This window comes from Phytopseudomonas straminea, assembly GCF_900112645.1.
Taxonomy (GTDB): Bacteria; Pseudomonadota; Gammaproteobacteria; order Pseudomonadales; family Pseudomonadaceae; genus Aquipseudomonas; species Aquipseudomonas straminea.
Map to the genome: position 1 here is coordinate 50,861 of NZ_FOMO01000008.1, position 18,169 is coordinate 69,029.

General features: G+C 63.3%; 21 protein-coding genes and 1 riboswitch. Of the genes, 6 read left to right on the forward strand and 15 right to left on the reverse strand.

Going from position 1 to position 18,169, the window contains the following annotated elements; genetic code table 11:
- Positions 1 to 161 precede the first annotated feature (161 nt).
- Positions 162 to 222, forward strand: a riboswitch (Fluoride riboswitch).
- A gap of 59 nt (positions 223 to 281) precedes the next feature.
- Positions 282 to 659 carry a fluoride efflux transporter CrcB gene (crcB, locus tag BM279_RS18050; RefSeq protein ID WP_093505974.1) on the forward strand — a complete coding sequence of 126 codons (378 nt, stop codon included), beginning with the start codon at positions 282 to 284 and terminating at the stop codon, positions 657 to 659.
- A 47-nt stretch (positions 660 to 706) separates the two neighbouring features.
- On the opposite strand, the gene nhaA is transcribed toward crcB, so the two are convergent.
- A complete protein-coding gene (gene nhaA, locus BM279_RS18055) occupies positions 707 to 1,972 on the reverse strand; it encodes a Na+/H+ antiporter NhaA (RefSeq protein WP_093505976.1) in 1,266 nt (421 codons plus the stop codon).
- Positions 1,973 to 2,473: 501 nt separating this feature from the next.
- On the opposite strand from nhaA, the gene BM279_RS18060 reads away from it, so the two are divergent.
- On the forward strand, positions 2,474 to 2,908 hold the full coding sequence (locus BM279_RS18060) for a GNAT family N-acetyltransferase (RefSeq protein WP_093505978.1): 435 nt from the start codon (positions 2,474 to 2,476) through the stop codon (positions 2,906 to 2,908).
- Between the two features lie 111 nt (positions 2,909 to 3,019).
- Here the strand turns inward: BM279_RS18060 and BM279_RS18065 are convergent, their stop codons facing one another.
- The 3 genes from BM279_RS18065 to BM279_RS18075 form a co-directional block, all read right to left on the reverse strand.
- Complete coding sequence (locus BM279_RS18065; protein ID WP_093505980.1) at positions 3,020 to 3,616, reverse strand: recombinase family protein; 597 nt, start codon at positions 3,614 to 3,616, stop codon at positions 3,020 to 3,022.
- Positions 3,617 to 4,312 (reverse strand): response regulator transcription factor, encoded by a 696-nt coding sequence (locus BM279_RS18070; RefSeq protein WP_093505982.1) that lies wholly within the window; start codon positions 4,310 to 4,312, stop codon positions 3,617 to 3,619.
- Between the two features lie 260 nt (positions 4,313 to 4,572).
- Positions 4,573 to 5,493 (reverse strand): LysR family transcriptional regulator, encoded by a 921-nt coding sequence (locus BM279_RS18075; RefSeq protein WP_093505984.1) that lies wholly within the window; start codon positions 5,491 to 5,493, stop codon positions 4,573 to 4,575.
- A 110-nt stretch (positions 5,494 to 5,603) separates the two neighbouring features.
- On the opposite strand from BM279_RS18075, the gene BM279_RS18080 reads away from it, so the two are divergent.
- The gene (locus BM279_RS18080; RefSeq protein WP_093505986.1) at positions 5,604 to 6,350 is read left to right on the forward strand and encodes a sulfite exporter TauE/SafE family protein; all 747 of its coding nucleotides are present in this window, start codon (positions 5,604 to 5,606) and stop codon (positions 6,348 to 6,350) included.
- Positions 6,351 to 6,355: 5 nt separating this feature from the next.
- Here the strand turns inward: BM279_RS18080 and BM279_RS18085 are convergent, their stop codons facing one another.
- Positions 6,356 to 7,546 (reverse strand): aspartate aminotransferase family protein, encoded by a 1,191-nt coding sequence (locus tag BM279_RS18085; protein WP_093505988.1) that lies wholly within the window; start codon positions 7,544 to 7,546, stop codon positions 6,356 to 6,358.
- 104 nt (positions 7,547 to 7,650) lie between these two features.
- Here BM279_RS18085 and BM279_RS18090 point away from each other — a divergent pair, with 104 nt between their 5' ends.
- On the forward strand, positions 7,651 to 8,574 hold the full coding sequence (locus BM279_RS18090) for a LysR family transcriptional regulator (RefSeq protein WP_093505990.1): 924 nt from the start codon (positions 7,651 to 7,653) through the stop codon (positions 8,572 to 8,574).
- Positions 8,575 to 8,818: 244 nt separating this feature from the next.
- On the opposite strand, the gene aroQ is transcribed toward BM279_RS18090, so the two are convergent.
- From aroQ to BM279_RS18120, 6 genes are read right to left on the reverse strand one after another with little or no spacing between them, the layout of a single operon-like run.
- Positions 8,819 to 9,259, reverse strand: coding sequence for a type II 3-dehydroquinate dehydratase (gene aroQ / locus BM279_RS18095; protein ID WP_093505992.1), 441 nt, complete (start codon positions 9,257 to 9,259; stop codon positions 8,819 to 8,821).
- An 11-nt stretch (positions 9,260 to 9,270) separates the two neighbouring features.
- Positions 9,271 to 10,089 carry a shikimate dehydrogenase gene (aroE, locus tag BM279_RS18100; RefSeq protein WP_093505994.1) on the reverse strand — a complete coding sequence of 273 codons (819 nt, stop codon included), beginning with the start codon at positions 10,087 to 10,089 and terminating at the stop codon, positions 9,271 to 9,273.
- Complete coding sequence (locus tag BM279_RS18105; protein WP_093505996.1) at positions 10,086 to 11,318, reverse strand: CaiB/BaiF CoA transferase family protein; 1,233 nt, start codon at positions 11,316 to 11,318, stop codon at positions 10,086 to 10,088. The genes aroE and BM279_RS18105 overlap by 4 nt, the downstream gene beginning before the upstream one ends.
- Positions 11,315 to 11,773: a MaoC family dehydratase gene (locus BM279_RS18110; protein ID WP_093505998.1), complete on the reverse strand. Its 459-nt coding sequence runs from the start codon at positions 11,771 to 11,773 to the stop codon at positions 11,315 to 11,317. The genes BM279_RS18105 and BM279_RS18110 overlap by 4 nt, the downstream gene beginning before the upstream one ends.
- The gene (locus BM279_RS18115; RefSeq protein WP_093506000.1) at positions 11,770 to 12,171 is read right to left on the reverse strand and encodes a VOC family protein; all 402 of its coding nucleotides are present in this window, start codon (positions 12,169 to 12,171) and stop codon (positions 11,770 to 11,772) included. The genes BM279_RS18110 and BM279_RS18115 overlap by 4 nt, the downstream gene beginning before the upstream one ends.
- Positions 12,168 to 13,118, reverse strand: coding sequence for a ketopantoate reductase family protein (locus tag BM279_RS18120; RefSeq protein WP_093506002.1), 951 nt, complete (start codon positions 13,116 to 13,118; stop codon positions 12,168 to 12,170). Before BM279_RS18120 ends, BM279_RS18115 begins: the two co-directional genes overlap by 4 nt.
- 92 nt (positions 13,119 to 13,210) lie before the next feature.
- Between BM279_RS18120 and BM279_RS18125 the strand changes: the two genes are divergently transcribed.
- Positions 13,211 to 14,116, forward strand: a complete 906-nt coding sequence (locus BM279_RS18125) for a LysR family transcriptional regulator (RefSeq protein WP_093506004.1) — start codon at positions 13,211 to 13,213, stop codon at positions 14,114 to 14,116.
- 9 nt (positions 14,117 to 14,125) lie between these two features.
- Here the strand turns inward: BM279_RS18125 and BM279_RS18130 are convergent, their stop codons facing one another.
- On the reverse strand, positions 14,126 to 15,148 hold the full coding sequence (locus tag BM279_RS18130) for a GlxA family transcriptional regulator (protein WP_093506006.1): 1,023 nt from the start codon (positions 15,146 to 15,148) through the stop codon (positions 14,126 to 14,128).
- A gap of 122 nt (positions 15,149 to 15,270) precedes the next feature.
- Here BM279_RS18130 and BM279_RS18135 point away from each other — a divergent pair, with 122 nt between their 5' ends.
- A complete protein-coding gene (locus BM279_RS18135; protein WP_093506008.1) occupies positions 15,271 to 16,131 on the forward strand; it encodes an NUDIX hydrolase in 861 nt (286 codons plus the stop codon).
- On the opposite strand, the gene BM279_RS18140 is transcribed toward BM279_RS18135, so the two are convergent.
- The 3 genes from BM279_RS18140 to BM279_RS18150 all read right to left on the reverse strand — a co-directional run bounded on the left by BM279_RS18140 (position 16,109) and on the right by BM279_RS18150 (position 18,096).
- Entirely contained in the window at positions 16,109 to 16,591 is a 483-nt protein-coding gene (locus BM279_RS18140) for a GNAT family N-acetyltransferase (protein WP_167363169.1), read from the reverse strand. The two genes, BM279_RS18135 and BM279_RS18140, sit on opposite strands and share 23 nt — an antisense overlap.
- A 142-nt stretch (positions 16,592 to 16,733) precedes the next feature.
- Positions 16,734 to 17,045 carry a hypothetical protein gene (locus BM279_RS18145; RefSeq protein WP_070885691.1) on the reverse strand — a complete coding sequence of 104 codons (312 nt, stop codon included), beginning with the start codon at positions 17,043 to 17,045 and terminating at the stop codon, positions 16,734 to 16,736.
- Between the two features lie 46 nt (positions 17,046 to 17,091).
- Entirely contained in the window at positions 17,092 to 18,096 is a 1,005-nt protein-coding gene (locus BM279_RS18150; RefSeq protein WP_093506012.1) for a TerC family protein, read from the reverse strand.
- Between the last annotated feature and the right edge of the window lie 73 nt (positions 18,097 to 18,169).

Below are 18,169 nucleotides of genomic sequence, written 5' to 3' on the forward strand. Positions count from 1 at the left end.
TATGGTTGGGTTTCGGGTCGCCGGGAAGGTGATTGGTCGGTATTGCGGTTGGGAAGTTAGGGAGAGGTAATGAAGGCTGCTTGAGACCAGTAGCTAGTGCCTGCTTTCGGCCGAAAGCGGCCATTGGCACCACTTTATCTAGCATGTATTTGCAACTAAGATCTGGTTAAGGAGATGGCATTCCTCCTCAAACCGCCTCTGGCTAATGATGCCTACGAACCCTGGAAAGGGCCGTAGGTTATTGCGCGCTTTCCAGTACCAGTCCCTCTTTTGGAAAGCCTATGTATAGTTCTCTGCTTGCCGTCATCATCGGCGGATCTCTCGGTTGCGTGAGTCGTTGGCTTCTATCGATGAAGCTCAACCACCTGTTTCCGAATCTGCCGCTGGGCACTCTGATGGTCAACTTGATCGGCGGATTCATCATTGGAATGGCGATGGCGTTTTTTGCCCGTTTTCCGAATCTTGACCCAGCGTGGAAGTTGCTGATCACCACTGGTTTCTGTGGCGGGCTGACGACCTTTTCCGCGTTTTCTGCCGAAGTGATGTTCATGCTTCAGCAGGAGCGCTTAGGGTGGGCGGCGGTCACAATAACAACACACGTGCTGGGCTCGTTGCTGATGAGCTTCGCCGGCTATTACGTGGCTGCCAAACTCTCGTAGAGCCCAGCGAAAAGAACCGTCTGTGACGGGTCTTTTCGGCATCGGGATCAGATCCGTTGCACGTCTCCGTCCTGTTGAATCTCGACTTTCTGTTGCTCCTCCTCCTGCAACTGATCCTGCGCTTTGGGTGCAAGGCGCAAGATCAGGCAAGCCACAGCGGCGGATAGCAGCGAGCCCAGCATAATTCCGATTTTGGATTCCTCGACTAACTCAGGGTGGCCAGGGAAAGCGAGGCCGCTGATGAAAAGGCTCATGGTGAAGCCAATCCCGCAGAGCATCGATATCGCATAGATCTGCAACCAAGTGCAGCCGCGAGGCTTGGCCGCCAAACCTGATTTCACCGCCAGCAGTACGCCGCCGAACACCCCTAGTTGCTTGCCGATAAAAAGTCCTGCTGCGATGCCAAGCGGCAGTGGCGCGAGAAGGTCCGCCATGGAAAAGCCTGCGAAGGATACTCCTGCGTTGGCGAAGCCAAAGGCGGGGACGATCAAGAAGCCCACCCATGGTGCGATGCCGTGCTCCAAGCGGTGCAAGGGCGAGTTAGCGGCGTCCGGCTCTCCAAGTGAAGGTATGTAGGGAATCAGAAATGCACCCACGACGCCTGCAATGGTGGCATGCACTCCTGAGAGAAGAGTCATGTACCAAAGCAGGGCCAGGCCGATCAGATAAGGCCAGAGCACCATCACTCGCATGCGATTGAGCACGAACAGCACGCCGATGGTCACTGCTGCTGCGAGCAGCGCCATTAGGTTGATTGAGGAGGTGTAAAAGACTGCAATGATGGCCACTGCACCCATGTCATCGATGATAGCCACGGAAACCAGCATCAGCTTGAGAGATAGCGGTGCATGGCGCCCCAGCAGAGCCAGGGCACCGATGGCAAAAGCGATGTCGGTAGCGGCGGGAATGGCCCAGCCATTAGTCAACAGAGGGTCGCCCTGGGTTAGCGTCAGATAGATTACTGCCGGCACTGCCATACCCATCAGAGCTGGCAAGGCCGGCAACCGGCGCTGCTCCCAAGAAGATAGACGTCCATCTACCAGCTCGCGCTTGATTTCCAGGCCAACCAGCAGAAAGAAGATGGCCATGAGGCCGTCATTGACCCACAGATGCAGAGTCATAGGGCCTAGCTTGTCGCTGAGCATAGGGCCTGTTTCAGCATGGAGAAGGTGCAAGTAGGTGCTGGCAAGCGGGCTGTTGGCAACGATCACGGCGGCTGCGGCCGCGATCATCAGCAGTACGCCACCGGATGCCTCGCTAGCGAGAAAGCGCTTGAGCGCCGACTGCCTTAGGGAGGATGACGATTGGGTCACGCAGGATTCTCCTTTAGCGAATGAAAACTGGCGCTGTATCGCGCAGAGCACGCAGCCGTTAAATAGCGGATACAGCGAAACGCTGGCCAGGAAGTACGCTGGTCAGCGGTATGAATGCGGAATGTTGAGTTGGCAGGATGTACCCAGCGGAGCTTCAAAGAAGCGGGGCGTTGCCATGAAAAGTTGGACTGCTGCATGTCTCTGGAAAGCCTCACGGAAAACGACTAATCGTTCTCCGTATACGGGGCTAACCCCGGGCGCACGCAGCACACGCCATAGTGAGCAGAATTTTAACGTGGCTCTCAGGGGTGATTCAACCCGGCAGCATTGCAGGCTATTTCATTGCGCACGGAGAGAACCTTCCGACCTCGAATGTCCACTTCTGGCCGAAAGCAGACGAGAGCTAGAGCTTACTTCCGCCAAACGCGCATCTTCTGACCCCCCACCGCCACTCATCAATGCCACACCGCCGTCACAACATCCTAGACCGAGGCCGCCCCAATGCTCAGAATCCGCAAAATGACCCTGGCCGATTACGATGCCGTCATCGCCCTAATGCGCTCGACACCCGGGATTTCGCTACGCGATGCCGACTCGCGAGAAGCGACCGCGCGGTATCTGCAGCGTAACCCTAGTATGAGTTTCGTGGCCGCGGTCGAGGGCGTGCTGTGCGGCTGCGTGATGTGCGGGCATGACGGGCGGCGCGGGTATCTGCAGCATCTGCTGGTGCTCCCGGACTATCGGCGCCAGGGAATCGCCAATGCCTTGGTGGAACGTTGTTTGGCGAGCCTGGAGGCGGTCGGCGTTCACAAGTGCCATCTGGACGTTCTCAGGACCAACCAGGCAGCGGCCGATTACTGGCAAAGCCAGGGCTGGCAGCTGCGGACCGATATCGACCGTTATTCGTTTATCCGCTCGGGTAACGAGAACGCCTGATCGCCGGGCGATGCAAGGCAGCACCGCCCTGCTCTACCGGTAAAACCAAGCGGCCGGGCCGGTGCGTTAGTCACGCATCCGAACGCTGAGGCACGGCAAGTGGATATACGCTCAGCGTGCCGCCTGTTTCACTCGCCCCAGTGCCCGGTAAAGCGTCGAACGGTGCACGCCCAGTTTGCTGGCGGCCTCGCTGACCGAGCTGCCCTGCGCGATCATCTGGTTGGCGAGGCATATCTGCTCCTCGGCCAGGCAGGGTTTGGCGCCGAATTGCACGCCGCGCGCCTTGGCGGCTTCCCGGCCGAGGCTGGTGCGCTCGACGATCAGTGAGCGCTCGAAGGCAACGATGCCGGCGAACACCGCCAGCACCGCGGCATTACCGCTGACCCAGGGCTCGGCGAGGCTGGCGAGCCGTGCACCGGTGGCGTGAATGTGTTCGGCGATCTCCAGCAGGTCCCGCGTACTACGCGCCAAGCGGTCGAGCCGGGTGACCATCAATGTGTCGCCGGGCTGGATGGCATCCAGCAGGCGCGCCAGCTCGGGTCGGCTGCGCCAGGCGTTCTGGCCTTGCTCTACGTAAAGCTCAGCGCAGCCTTCGGCCTTGAGCGCGAGCACCTGCGCCTGCGCATCCGGCTCGTCGCGGCTGGCGCGGGCGTAGCCGATAAGGCGTCCCGCTGTCTCAGGTATGCCGGTGGTTGCTGTGCGCTGCACTCAACACTCCTTGGCGTTGAGGCGGTAGCCGACGCCCACGATGGTCTGAATCACCCGCACGCTGCCGGCGCCGTTCTGGAGCTTGTGGCGAAGCCGGCCGACGACCGTGCGCAGACTGCGGCTGTCGCCCAGGTGGCTGGCACCCCACACCAGGCGGATCAGATGTTCGGCGGCGATGATGCGCCCGTGGTTACGGGCCAGAATTTCCAGCACGGCATATTCCTTTCGGCTCAGGCTCACCTCTTCGCCACGCAGGGTCACGAGGCGTCGGGATAGGTCGACGTGCAGATGCCCCGAACGCACGGCGGGTTGCAGCACCAGGGCCTGAGCCGCATTGCTCAATAGCGCCCGGGCGCGATCGACGAATTCCTGAATGGCGACGGACTTGGCGGCGTAGTCCGTGGCACCCAGGTCGAGCAAGCGCGCCTTCTCCTCCTCGCCTTCGCGTGCTGACAGCACCAGCAATGGCGCCGTCGACCAGGCACGCAACTCGCGCAGCACCTGGCTGGCGTCCATGTCCGGCAGGCTGGCATCGAGAATGATCAGGTGTGGCGCCTGGCTGGCCGCCAGCGTCAGGCCCCTGGCACCAGTAGCGGCTTCCAGCACGGTGAACGACTGACTCGCCAAGCCGGTGCGCAATTGTTTGCGCACCGACTTGTCATCGTCGATCAGCAGCACACGCGGCGCCTCATTCATCGGAGCTTCCTGCCACGTCGACGCGGCAGACCAGTGACTGAGGCTGGGAGTTGGCATGGAGATGATTCATCGCTCGCTCCCCGGATAGAAATTCCCGAGGTGTGAAAAGTCGTTGGGAAGTGGGCGAATTATCGAGGGCGAAAAACCATCAGGCGCGTAAAAAAAACGTATTTTTCTTTGCCTTGCAGTGGGCTGAAAAGCCCACCGATAGTGGATGCGGAGGCGTATTTACCGGGGAAGCAATCGACGTATTTCGGCGGTTATCTGCCTGCAGGCCAGCCCGCTTCAGCGGGGCCTGGATGGCCACCCAGATGGCCGAGCAGGCTGCGCATCGGCATCGACAACTCGCTCCAATCCCTGAAGCACAGGCACAGCTCGCGCCGGGCCCAGGCGTCGCTCAGGGCGATCACCCTGAGGCCATGGCGGCGCCTGTGCAGCCGGGCGATGCCTAGGGGCAGGATGCCGAGGCCGATGCCATGGGCGACCATCTGGCAAAGCGCCTCGAAACTGTTCATGCGAATGCGCACATCCAGTGGCCGACCGGCCACCCGTGCGTGCTCGTTGATGTGATCCTGCAGCGCACTGCCCTGGGCCAACCCCACGAACGCTTCGCCGAGCACCTCGGCGAACGCCAGGCTGCGGCGATCGGCCAGCGGGTGATGGGGCGCGGCGACCAGTACCAGATGGTCACTGGCCACCGGCTGCAGGTGCAGGCCTTCGGCACTGACGGCGCTGGACACGATGCCCGCCTCGGCCAGGCCGCTGGCCACGTTGCGCACGATATCCACACTGGTGCGCTCCTTGAGTTCGATGCGCAGGCGCGGCCGCTCGGCCAGCCACGGCGCCAGCAGGTTGGGCAGGAACACCGTCAGCGCGGCGGTATTGGCGTACAGATGGAGGGTGCCTCGGGCGCCGGCTGCGTAGTCCAGCAGCTCACCCTTCAAGGTGTCCTGCTGGCGCAGTATCAGCCGTGCATGATGGGCCAGCGCCTCACCAGCCTCGGTGGTGGTCACGCCGCGGGCGCGGCGCTCCAGCAGGGCTACTCCGACGGCACGTTCCATCTTGCGCAGCCGTTCGCTGGCGGAGGCCAGTGCGAGGTTCGCCCGCTGCGCACCCGCGGTAATGCTGCCGGCATCGGCGATGCACAGGAACAGCTGCAAATCTGCCAGATCGAGTCGCATCGGAGCCTCTCTGCCTCTGGTTTTGCCGAAGGCTGCACTGAGTTTTCCGCATTGTGCCGAGTCCCCTGAGCGGCTTCAATTGCACAGGTCACTCAATCGAGCCTTGCCCCATGCACGACGCCACCTTCTACTTGCTGTTTCTGCTCGGCACCTTTCTCGCCGCCGGGCTGGTCAAGGGCGTGACAGGCATGGGCCTGCCGACCGTGGCCATGGGGTTACTGGGTACCGTGATGGCGCCTGCGGCAGCAGCGGCGATCCTGGTCGTGCCGTCTTTCGTGACCAACCTCTGGCAACTGTTCAGCGGCCCTGCACTGGCGCCACTGCTGCGCCGGCTGTGGCCGATGATGCTGTGCATCGTGCTCGGCACGCTGGCCGCTTCGACCTTGCTGGTGGTGGCCACTCCGCTCTGGTCGGGGTTCTGGTTGGGCATCGCGCTGATCGTATACGCGCTCTACGCTCTGCTCGCACCGGCCTTGCGCGTGTCGGCGCGGCTGGAGCGCTGGTTATCGCCAGTGGTGGGGTTGGCGACGGGTGTGGTGACCGGCGCGACCGGCGTATTGGTGATGCCGGCGGTGCCCTACCTGGGCTCGCTGAACCTGAGCCGCGACGAGCTGGTGCAGGCGCTGGGCCTGTCCTTCAGCGTGTCCACCCTGGCGCTCGCCATCGGCCTCTACTGGCACGGCGCGTTTCAGGTCAGGCAGCTCGGCACGTCAACCGCGGCCATCGTCCCGGCGTTGCTCGGCATGTGGCTGGGCCAGCGGCTGCGCGCACGGATCAGCCCCGTGCGCTTTCGGCAGTGCTTCATGGCGTTCCTGATCCTGCTCGGCCTGGAACTGGCGGCGCGGCCGTTGTTCTGAGGCGCTCATTCGCGAACGTCCTCGGCGCCCTTCAGGGTATCGGCGATGCCCTGCACGATCGCCTCGACGTCCGCCGCACCCACGATCAGGGGTGGCAAAAGCCGGATGGTCTGGCCCCGTGTCACGTTGATCAGCAAGCCGTGATCGCGAGCGGCCAGCGTGACCAGGTCGGGGATCGGCTTGCGTAGCTCGATGCCGATCATCAGGCCCAGGCCGCGCACGGCCACCACCGCCGGGTGTCCGCTCAGCGCCTCGCGCAGCCGTTCGAGCAAGTGCAGCCCCTGTTCACGCGCGTTTTGCACCAGGCCTTGCTGCTCGATGATGTCCACCACCGTACAGGCTGCGCGGCAGGCCAGCGGGTTGCCGCCAAAGGTGCTGCCATGGCTGCCGGGCGTGAACAGATCGGCGGCGCCAGCCTTGGCCAGGCAGGCGCCGATGGGCACGCCGTTGCCCAGGCCTTTTGCCAGGGTCATGACGTCGGGCACGATGCCTTCATGCTGAAAGGCGAACCATTGCCCGGTACGCCCCATGCCGGTCTGGATTTCATCGAGCATCAGCAACCAGTTGCGCCGCGTGCAGTGCTCGCGCAGCGCTTGCAGATAGCCCTTTGGTGCCACCTGTACACCGCCCTCGCCCTGCACCGGCTCGACCAGCACGGCAGCGATGCGCTGGCCATGCTGTGCACAGATGCGCTCGAAGGCAGGCAGGTCGCCGAATGGCGCCTTGACGAAATCTCCCGGCAAGGCGCCATACGCCAACCGCACGGCTGGGCCATCGCTGGCAGCCAGGGTCCCCAGGGTGCGCCCGTGAAAGGCGTTTTCCATGACCACCACCAGCGGCTGCTCGATACCTTTGCGCCATCCATGCAGACGCGCCAGCTTGAGGGCAGTCTCGTTGGCTTCCGCCCCGGAGTTGTTGAAAAACGCGCGGTCCAGGCCGCACAGGCGAGTGAGCTTCTGCGCCAGGCGTTGCTGCCAATCGATGCTGTACAGATTGGAGGTATGCAGCAACAGGCCGGCCTGTTCACTGATGGCAGCGACCAGCAAGGGATGGCAATGGCCGACATTGGTCACCGCCACGCCAGCCACGGCATCCAGATACTCGCGACCGGCCTGATCCCAGAGTCGCGCGCCCAGGCCACGGACAAAACTCAGAGCCAGGGGCTTGTAGGTGGACATCAGGCAGTCGGTGGTCATGACGTGAGGCTCCGGAAGTCATCAGGTGTTTTTTGCAGTATCGTTAGCCACCTAGACTGGATAAACGCCGTAATCCTTCAATCATCTTTAACCAGGGCTTGATAATGGACTTGTTCCAGGCAATGTCGGTGTACGTGAAGGTCGTGGAAACCGGCAGCATGACCGCCGCCGCCCAGGAATGTGAGATCTCCACCACCATGGTCGGCAACCACCTGCGGGCGCTGGAGCAACGCCTGGGTGTGAGCCTGCTCAAGCGCACCACCAGGCGCCAGCGCCTGACGGAGTTCGGTACGGCCTATTACCAGCGCTGCCTGGAAGTGCTCGGGCTGGTGGCCGCCTCCGAACGCCTGGCCGAACAGGCTCAGGACGAGCCTTCAGGCACCTTGCGCATCACCGCGCCGCTGACCTTCGGTTCGGAAGTGTTGGCGCCCGCGCTGTGCGAATTCTCGCTGCAGCACCCCAAGGTCAAGCTGGATCTGGTGCTCAGCAACCTGCGGGTGGACCTGCTCGACAGCGGCTTCGACGCGGCGATTCGCATGGGCAACATGCAGGACAACGCCCGGCTGATCGCAAGGCCCTTGCAGGACTACACCATGACCCTCTGCGCCTCGCCGGATTACCTGGCGCGCCGTGGCGTCCCCCGGCAGCCGCAAGACCTGCAAGCGCACAATTGCCTGACCTTTGCCTACCCCGCCGGCGATGACTGGAGTGGCGTCGACAAACACTGGCGCTTGATGGGGCCGGAAGGTGAAGTCACCGCGGAGATAAGCGGCAGCATGGTGATGAACAGCTCCGCAGCGCTGTACAGAAGCGCCACAGTAGGCGGCGGCATCGTCATGCTGCCCGATGCCTATGCCGAACAGGATCTGCGTGACGGCCGACTGGTCGCGCTGCTACCCGACTACCAGTTGCCCAGCAGACCGATGCACCTGATCTACTCGCCCGATCGCTATCAGTTGCCCAAGCTGCGCAGCTTCGTCGACTTTGCGTTGGCGCGCTGGGGCCAGCAGATCCCGTCAGCGCAATGAAACTGGGCCGCTCGTCCCTGAGAACCTGTTCATAGTCGTTCACGACTTTGGCAGCTAAGTGGCAGGAGCGGTCGGTAAATGTGCGGCTTTTGTAAGAGGGGCTTCAGCTCCGAGCTCTTGTTTGCCTTGATAAAAGCTCGGGGCTAAAGCCCCTCCTACGAGGTCGCCCGATGTCCGCTTCTGCCTTGTAGCAGCCTATTTAATGTCGCCTAAAAAGATCGTGAACAGGTTCTGAGCGGCCAGTTCATTCGCCGCGTACTGCCGTCACTGCGGTGCGCAAGCCCAAAAGGTAGCTGTCCACGCCAAAGCCGCTGATCTGCCCGCGCACCACGTCGGCGAACACCGAGTGGTGGCGGAAGGCTTCGCGGGCGTGGATGTTGGACATGTGGATTTCCACCACCGGCACGGTAAGGATCGCCAGCGCGTCGCGGATGCCATAGCTATAGTGAGTCCAGGCCCCGGCGTTGATCAGCACGGCGTCCGTACCTTCCAGGAAGGCCTGGTGGATGCGTTCGCACATGGCGCCTTCGTAGTTGCTCTGGAAGCTCTCGATTTCCACGGCGAGGGTTACGGCCAGCTCGCCCAGGCGCGCATCGATTTCGGCCAGGGTGATGGTGCCGTACTGCACCGGGTCACGCTTGCCGAACATGTTGTGGTTGATGCCGTGCAGCATAAGTACTTTCATCGTCTGCCCCCTCACACCAGCGGCACGGTGAGGCGCTGGATTACCGGCCCGGTTTTAGGGCGCACGCCGCGCCACCACTCGAAGGCTTCGGCCGCCTGCTCGACGAGCATGCCGACACCGTCCGCCAGGGTGCTTACGCCGGCCTTTTTGGCCACCTGCAAAAACGGCGTCAGCCCCTTGCCGTAGGCCAGCTCATAGGCCAGCGCCGCGTTGGCGAACACCGATTCCGGCACCGGCGGCAACTCGCCGATGAGGCTGGCCGAAGTGGCGTTGATGACCAGGTCGAACGACTGCCCGGCCAGCTCTTCATAGGTGCTGAGCAGCAGGCGCGGATCATTCACTTCGCTTTCCAACACCCGCGCCTTGGCCATGTCGCGGTTGGCCAGCACCAGGCGCGCCGGGCCGGCGCCCAGAAACGGCAGCAAGGCGCCGCGCACTGCACCACCCGCACCGAGCAGCAGCACCCGGCGCCCAGCCAGCGGCTGGCCGAGGTTGTGCTCGATATCGCGCAGCAGGCCAACGCCATCGAAGTTCTCGGCCAGCACCGCATCGCCCTCGAACTTGAAGGCGTTGGCGGCACGCGCCAGGCGCGCCCGCTCGCTGGGCTGGGTGGCCAGCTCGAAGGCCTGCAGCTTGAACGGCGCGGTGATGTTCATGCCGAGCCCGCCCTTGGCCTTGAAACGCGCCACGTCACCGGCGAAGTCGCTGGTCGAACCTTCGATGGCGGTGTACGCGATCTGCTGCCCGCAACTCTCGGCGAACAGCCCGTGAATCAGCGGCGACTTGGTGTGACCGATGGGGTTACCGATCACAGCGTATTGGTCTGTCATGCTTTGTCTCCATGGCTGTACAACACACCGTCGGCCTGCAGCTGAGTGATTTCCTCGAGGCTGAAGCCCAGCTGAGCGGCGACCTGTGCGTTGTGTTCACCCAGGTCCGGCGCGACGCGGGTGACCGTGGTATCGCAATCGGAAAAACGGAACGGCAGGTTCGGCAATTTCAGGGTGCCGTAACGCGGGTGCTGCTGCTCCATGATCATGCCGCGCGCCTGGATCTGCGGGTCGTTGACCACTTCGTCGATGCGCTGCACCTTGGCGCTCGGCACGTCCACCTCGTCGAGCAGCGACAGCAGGCGGGCCACCGGGTTGGCACCGACCCAGCGACGCACGACGGCGAGGATTTCCTCTCGGTGTTCGTTGCGCCCGTTGAGCGTGTGGAAGCGCGTGTCGCCGCTGAACCCGGCAACGCCAGCGTCGGCCTCGACCAGGGCGGCGAAGCGCTTCCAGGAATCGTCGACCTGGGCAGCGATCACCAGGTCGCCATCGGCGGCGCGGAATACGCCGTAGAGCGTCGAGGTCGGCATGTCATGGCCGGTCTGCTGCGGCAGGATTTCCCCGCCGGACAGGGTGTAGCACTGCACCGCATACTCGTGCATCGACACCAGGGTGTCGTACAGCGCCATGTCGATGTGCTGGCCCTTGCCGCTGTTCACCCGGCCCAGCAGGGCGGCATTGATGGCCGCCACCGCGTGGATGCCGGTGTACATGTCGCCCAGGGAAATGCGCAGCAGCGGCGGCGCTTCACCGGGCGTGCCGACCATCTGCATGATGCCGCTCTTGGCCTCGGCGATCAGCCCGAAACCCGCCCGATGCGCATCCGGGCCGGTGTGGCCGTAGGCGGAAATCGAGCAATACACCAGCTTCGGGTTGCGCTCGGCGAGCTCCTTGTAACCCAGGCCGAGCTTGTCCAGCGCGCCAGGGCGATAGTTCTCGATGAACACGTCGGCGCTGTCGCAGAGCTTCTGCATGAAGGCTTTGCCGCGCGGGTCCTTCATGTTCACGCTGACGCCCTGCTTGCCCATGTTGAGCTGCAGGAAGTAGCCGCTCTGCTGGTCGTCGAGGATGAAGGAATGCTGCCGGCCAGCGTCGCCGCTGCCCGGCCGCTCGACCTTGATCACCTCGGCGCCCAGGGCCGCCAGGCAACGGCCCACATAAGGGCCGGCGAGAAAATGGCTGTAATCGATGACGCGGATGCCTTTGAGCGGCAGCGGCTGGCTCATACGGTGGCCTCCCGGCGCGGCACCATCAGGCGGTGTTCACCGCGCTGCACCACCTCGCCTTTCTGGTTGATCAACTCCGAGGGCAGCACCACGATGCCCCAGCCCGGTTTGCTCTTGCTGGCGCGCATGGAGCCGACGCGCATCTTCACGTGCAGCACGTCGCCGACGCGGATGGGCAGCAGGAAATCCCAGGTCCAGCCCAGCGACATGCCGGGCAGGAAGCGGTAGTCGCACTGGGTCTTCAGGCCATCGGCGATGGATAGCCCCATCAGCCCGTGGGCGACCAGGCCGCCGAAATGGCTGGCCTTGGCGTATTGCTCATCGACGTGCACCGGCGTGTGATCGCCGGTCAGGTCGGCGTAGGCCAGGATGCGTTCCTTGGTCACGGTGTAGCTGGGGGTGATGGCTTCGTCGCCCTCCAGGGCATCGTCCCAGTACTTCTCGACAATGCTCATGCCGACACCTCCACGCGGGCATTCACCGCCAGGGCTTCGACCACCGCACTGGCCGGCGAAGCCTGGATGAATTCCACGGCCAGGCCATCGGGCAAGCGCAGCCAGTTACGCCCTTGCGGCATCGCGGTCACGCCTTCGAACCTCAGGGCAGCGGCCAGCGCCGCTTCCATGTCCTCGCACATCATGCCAAGGTGGCCCATGCGCCCTTCCGGGCCGGCGAAGCCGGGCTGGCTGATGAACTGCATGCCGCCGAGGGTCCAGTACTGGGTCGGCGCTTCGAGCGTGCCGTGCACCTCACGCATGGTCATGCCGAACACGTCGTGGAAGAACTTGATGTACCAGTGGATATCACTGACCCAGAAGGCCACGTGCTCCAGATAGGCTTTGGGAATACTCATCGCTTGGTTTCCTCTTGTTGTTGATCGGCCATTGCCCGTTCGATGCCCTTGATGCAGGCCACCAACGTGGCGTTGACGGGCGTGGCGATGCCATGGCGCTGGCCGAGCCGCACCACGGCGCCGTTGATGAAATCGATTTCGGTGATCGAGCCCTTTTCCAGACTCTGCAGCATGGAGGTCTTGAACGAGGCCGGCAGCCCGGCGCTGGCCAGGTTCCAGGCCTGCTCCGGCTCGGTGAGGCTGAGGGTGACACCCGCCGCCTGTGCCACGGCGATGGCTTCGGCCACCGCGGCAAGGGCAGTTTCGCGCAGCAGCGGCTCGCTGTAGAGCTGACCGTAGGTGAGCATGGTGATGCCGGTCAGCGCGCCGGTGGAGACGTTAACCAGCAGCTTGTCCCACATGGTGCCGAGGATATTTTCGCTGACCGTGGTATCCAGGCCGGCGCCACGGAACACCTCGGCGATATGGCTCACGCGCGCGCTGACCTGGCCATCGAGCTCGCCGATGTAGGTCTGCTTGCCGTCCACACCGCAGCGGATACGCCCGGGCGCCAGCAGCACGCCGCCCACGTAGGTCTTGCCGGCGATCACCTTGTCGCGGCCGACCGCTTCGGCGAGTAGATCCTCGTGGCCCAGACCATTTTGCAGCGACATCACCACGGTCTGCGGGCCGACCAGCGCGCCGGCATCGGCGATGGCGCGGGCGGTGGCGAACGACTTGACCAGCACGATGAGCAGGTCGACAGCACCGACCTCTTCTGCACGCGAAGTGGCATTGATGCGCACGCTGCGCTCGACGTCGTCTTCGATCACCGCCAGGCCGTTATGCCGGATGGCGTCGATATGTGCGCCAGCGCGGTTGAGCAGCCAGGTTTCATGGCCGGCCTCGCTGAGCGCGGCGCCAAAGGTGCTGCCCAGCGCACCGGACCCGAGGATGCAGATTTTCAAGATGAGGCGCTCCTGCTTTTTTCCTCACCTTAAACACGCCCCCATTGTTGAGCTATACAATGGAATCAATAGCGCTATCAGAAAATTAAATAATGATCCAGACAGACGCCCTGCCCGAACCCAAGCTGCTGCACCTGTTCGACGTGTTGTACGACACCCGCAGCGTGACCCGCACCGCCGAGCAGCTGGGCCAGAGCCAACCGACCATCAGCCTGTGGCTGGGCAAGCTGCGCGAGCAACTGGGCGACCCGTTGTTCGTGCGCACGCCCACCGGCATGGCGCCCACGCCCCAGGCCGAAGCGCTGATCACCCCGTGCCGCGAGGTACTGGAGTCGCTACGCCGGCTGACCGCCTGGGAAATCGGCTTCGACCCGGCCAGCGCCAAGCGGCGCTTTCGCCTGTGCATGAGCGACGCCAGCCATATCACCCTGCTGCCGAAGATTCTCGAACTGCTGCGCCGGGACGCGCCGGGCATCCGCCTGGAAGTCGCACGTATCGACGGCAACACCGAACGCGCCCTGGAAACCGGCGAGGCCGACCTGGCAGTCGGCTTCGTGCCCTGGCTGGGCGGAGGTATCTACCAGCAGGTGCTGTTCCCCCAGGACTGGGTGTGCCTGGTCAGCCCCAATCACCCGCGCATTGGCGATGTAATGCAGCTCGATGAATACGTGGGTGAAAGCCATGTGTTCGTCAGCGCCGGCACCGGCCAGAAACTGTTGGAAGCGGCCCTGGCGCGCAATGCCATCGAGCGGCAGATCGTCCTGGAGTTACCGGGTTTCCTCGGGTTGGGCGCCGTGATCGGCAGCACCGATCTGATCGCCACCCTGCCGCGCCATATCGGCGAAACGCTCGCCGGTGCTCACAGCCTGAGGGTGCTCGCCTGCCCGTTCCCGATCGACACCTTTCTGGTCAAGCAGCACTGGCACGCCCGCTACCACCAGGACCCGGGCAACCGCTGGTTACGCACGACCCTTTCGCTGTTGTTTCAGGGCAACTAAAGCAGCGCCCTAACGCGACTTCACGTTGCCGTGGCGGATTTCCCTGGACGGTGAGTTGCCGAAATAGGCCGTGTAGCACTTGCTGAAATGGCTCGGCGAGACGAAGCCGCAGGCCACGCTGACGTCCAGCACCGGCAGGTCCGAATGCTGCAGCAGGCGGCGCCCTTCGGTGATGCGCAGCTCCAGGTAATAACGCGCTGGCGTGGTGCCGAGCTGTTGCTGGAACAGCCGTTCGATCTGCCGCCGCGAGCGCCCCGAGTAGGTAGCCAACTGATCGGTGCTCAGCGGCTCCTCGATATTGGCGCTCATCAGGTTGATGACCGTGCGCAGCGGCTCGCTCATCTTCGCGTGCAGGGTCGGTTTGACCCGCTTGTAACGCGATTCCTCGAACGCCAGGATGCCGACGATACCCTCGACCAGATCGTTGCCATGCAACGTGCCGATCCACTCCAGAATCATGTGGAACGCCCCGGTCGGGCTGGCCGCGGTCAGCCGGTCGCGGTCGACCACGAAACTCTCCGCGGTCACCTGGCTGTGCCGGGCGATCTCCGCCAGGGCGGCACGGTGCTCGGGGTGGATCGCGCAGCGGTAGCCATCGAGCAACCCGGCCTGGCCGATGAACCAGGCGCCGCTCCACAAACCGGCCAGCGCCACCTGCTTGTCGGCAGCAGTGCGCAACAGTTGCCTGAGCGAGGGAATCGGCCGCAGCGGCGTGCGCAGGCCGGCGCAGATCACCAGCAGATCCAGCTCTGCGAGCTCCTGGCCGGTCAGCTCGGCGTCCGGGCAGATGACGATGCCCAGATCACTGGTCACCGCCTGGCCGTCGAGACTGAAGGTGCGCGTGACGAACAGCCCGCGGTCGATCAGGTTGGCGGTGACCAGCACGTCCAGCGCCTGGGTGAAGGCCGGCAGGGAAAAGTGCTCCTGCAGCAGAAAGCCCACGCGAGTCTGCCGCGAGGCATCCTTCTTCGCGGCCACGAAGCGCAGGTTCTGCCCCTGCAGCGTCTCGCTGAAACTGCGTCTTTCCGCCATTGTGCGCCCTGCCTGCAAGCCCCGATCACGTCTGACCGATTGTGGCAGCTGGCGCGGCACTTGGGGTGGTCATTTGATTGTGAAACACTGCAGCGCTCTGATGGCCCGCGAGGACACTGCCGGTGAGCAGCCCCAACGTTCGCATCCTCAAGCAGCATCTGCTTTCGGATAATTGGTACGTATTGAAGAAGATCGACTTCGAGCTGCAGCGCCGCGACGGCAGCTGGCAGCCGCAAACCCGCGAGGTGTACGACCGCGGCAATGGTGCCACCATCGGCCTGTACAACCGGGCCCGGCGCACAGTGATCCTCACCCGGCAATTTCGCATCCCGGCGTTCGTCAACGAGCACGACGGCTACCTGATCGAAGCGGCCGCCGGCCTGCTGGACAATGCCAGCCCCGAGGAACGCATCCGCCTGGAAGCGGAGGAAGAAACCGGCTACCGCGTGAGATCGGTACGCAAGATCTTCGAGGCCTTCATGAGCCCGGGCTCGGTGACCGAGCGCGTGCACTTCTTCGTTGGCGAATACCAGCCCGAGGACCGCGTCACCGACGGTGGCGGGCTGGCCGAGGAAGGCGAAGACATCGAGGTGCTGGAACTGCCCTTCGCCGAGGCCCTGGCGATGGTCGACGACGGCCGCATCATGGACGGCAAGACCATCATCCTGCTGCAGTACCTGAAAACGCTGATGCCCGCCGCGCCGCAGATGATCCTGATCGCTGGCGCCGATGACGAAGTGCAGTGCTGCGCGGCCAGGTTGCTGCAGGCCGGGCACCTGCCAGTCACGGCAACCTGGCCGACGCAGGGCAATTCACCGGTGGATACCGAGCGCTACGGACAACTGTTGCTCAGCCGCTGTGATGCAGTGCTGCGTTTGGCGGGGCCGTCCGGTCAGGCAGACAGGCTGGTGGCGTTGGCGCAAGATAAAGGGATGAGGGTTTACAGAGAATTGGACGAGATCATCGGCCAGGCATTGAGCTGAGCATCGGCGAGCGATAGCGAATTTCCCGCAGGCTCGCCCCGCCGATCAGCAAACTTCGCTCGCTGTCAGGCTCGGGCGACCAACCGGCCTGATCGTAGAAGCGCCGGGCCCGGGTATTTTCGCTCAGTACCCAGAGGATGGCCTGGCGATAGCGGTGCTCGACGAGGCTGCGCAGACCTGCCGTCCACAGGGCACGACCGGCACCGGTTCGCCAGTATCGTGGCAACAGGTAGAAAGCAGTGACTTCCCCCATCTCCCCAGCGCTTGCGCCCTCGTCACGACAGGCGCCGATGGCAATGAAACCGATCACTTGTTCATTCACACAGGCGAGGCTCAAATACGTTCGCCCCGCGGCGATGGCATCACACCAGAAAGGCTCTCGCCGTGAGAGCGAGCTTTGCAGAGCACCAAGGTATTGATCCGGGATCAGGCCGGAGTAGGCCTGCTGCCAACTGAGCACCTGAACGCTGGCGATGGCTGACGCATCGGCGGAGGTTGCTGGGCGAACGATGAGGGAGTTGGATGACATGCGCTGAGCTTAGCGCAGTCTGAAGTGGACTACAGATTGCGGGGCGTCCCTTCCCCATTACAACAATCGCCGATCAGGTTTCCACGCTGTCATTGGGGAAGCTACGCGGCTTTTCCTGCTCAGGCTTCTCCTGCTGTTCGCCCTCCTCCTTGGCGCCCTCCTTCTCCGGTTTACCGAGCATTTCGTTGGTGGATTTCTGCACCTCGTCGATCTGCTCGTTGAAGGCGTTGACGGTATCGCTGACCGCTTCGCGGGCAATTTCCTGCACGGCCTGCTCGGCCTTTTCGGTGAGTTTCTGCGCCGACTCTTCGGCCATTTCGCAGCCGGCCAGGGTCAGGCCGATCACGGCGACCAGTGCCAGTGCAGAGAGGGGTGATGGGTTCATGGCGTATCTCCAGTGAAAAGCCCCGAGGCCGCCGGGGCGTCTGACGTCAGTGAGGGGTCTTTTCAGCATCGAGAGCTGGCGGGTCGTTGCGGGTTTTCCACAGCGACAGCAGCACGCCACCGATCAGCAGGCCCAGGGTCACGCTCAGGGAAATTACCGGCGGCGTCTTGCCGATGATGCCGACCAGGAAGATCTTCGCGCCGATGAACACCAGCACCAGAGCCAGGGCGTACTTGAGGTAGGCGAAGCGGTGGATCATCGCCGCCAGGGCGAAGTACAAAGCGCGCAGGCCCAGGATCGCGAAGATGTTCGAGGTGTAGACGATGAACGGGTCCTGGGTGATGGCGAAGATCGCTGGCACGCTGTCGATGGCGAACACCAGGTCGGCACACTCGATCAACACCAGAGCCAGGAACAGCGGCGTGGCCCAGCGCACCATGCGGCCCTTGTCATCAGGCTGGCGCACGAAGAAGCGGCCTTCATGCAGGCGGTCGGTGACGCGCATGTGCTTGCGCAGGAATTTCACCAGCACGTTTTCGGACAGGTCCGGATGGTCGTCGACCTTGCTGAACAGCATCTTCACGCCGGTGAGCAGCAGGAAAGCGCCGAACACGTAGAGGATCCAGCTGAACTGCGCGATCAGGGCAGCACCCAGGCCGATCATCAGGGCACGCAGCACGATGACGCCGAGGATGCCCCAGAACAGCACCTCGTGCTGGTACTTACGCGGGATGGCCAGGAAGCTGAAGATCATCGCCATCAGGAACACGTTGTCCATGGACAGCGACTTCTCGATCAGAAACCCGGTATAGAAATCCATACCGGAGGCGGCGCCTTTCATGTGCCAGACCCACAGGCCGAACAGCAGGCCTGCAGTGATGTAGCCGCCGGACAGCAGCAGGCTTTCCTTGACGCCGATTTCGCGATGCTCGCGGTGAAGCACCCCGAGGTCGAAGACCAGCAGACTGACAACGATGGTGATGAAGACGAGCCACAACCAAGTGGCGGTGCCGAGAAACTCGGCGGTGAGGAACGGTACTAGGGTGCTCATGAGCCCCTCCTAAGTCAGAGTTGTACAAACTGCAACTCCGACATGGCAGCTGGTCAGCTGTCAGAGGGGCCCG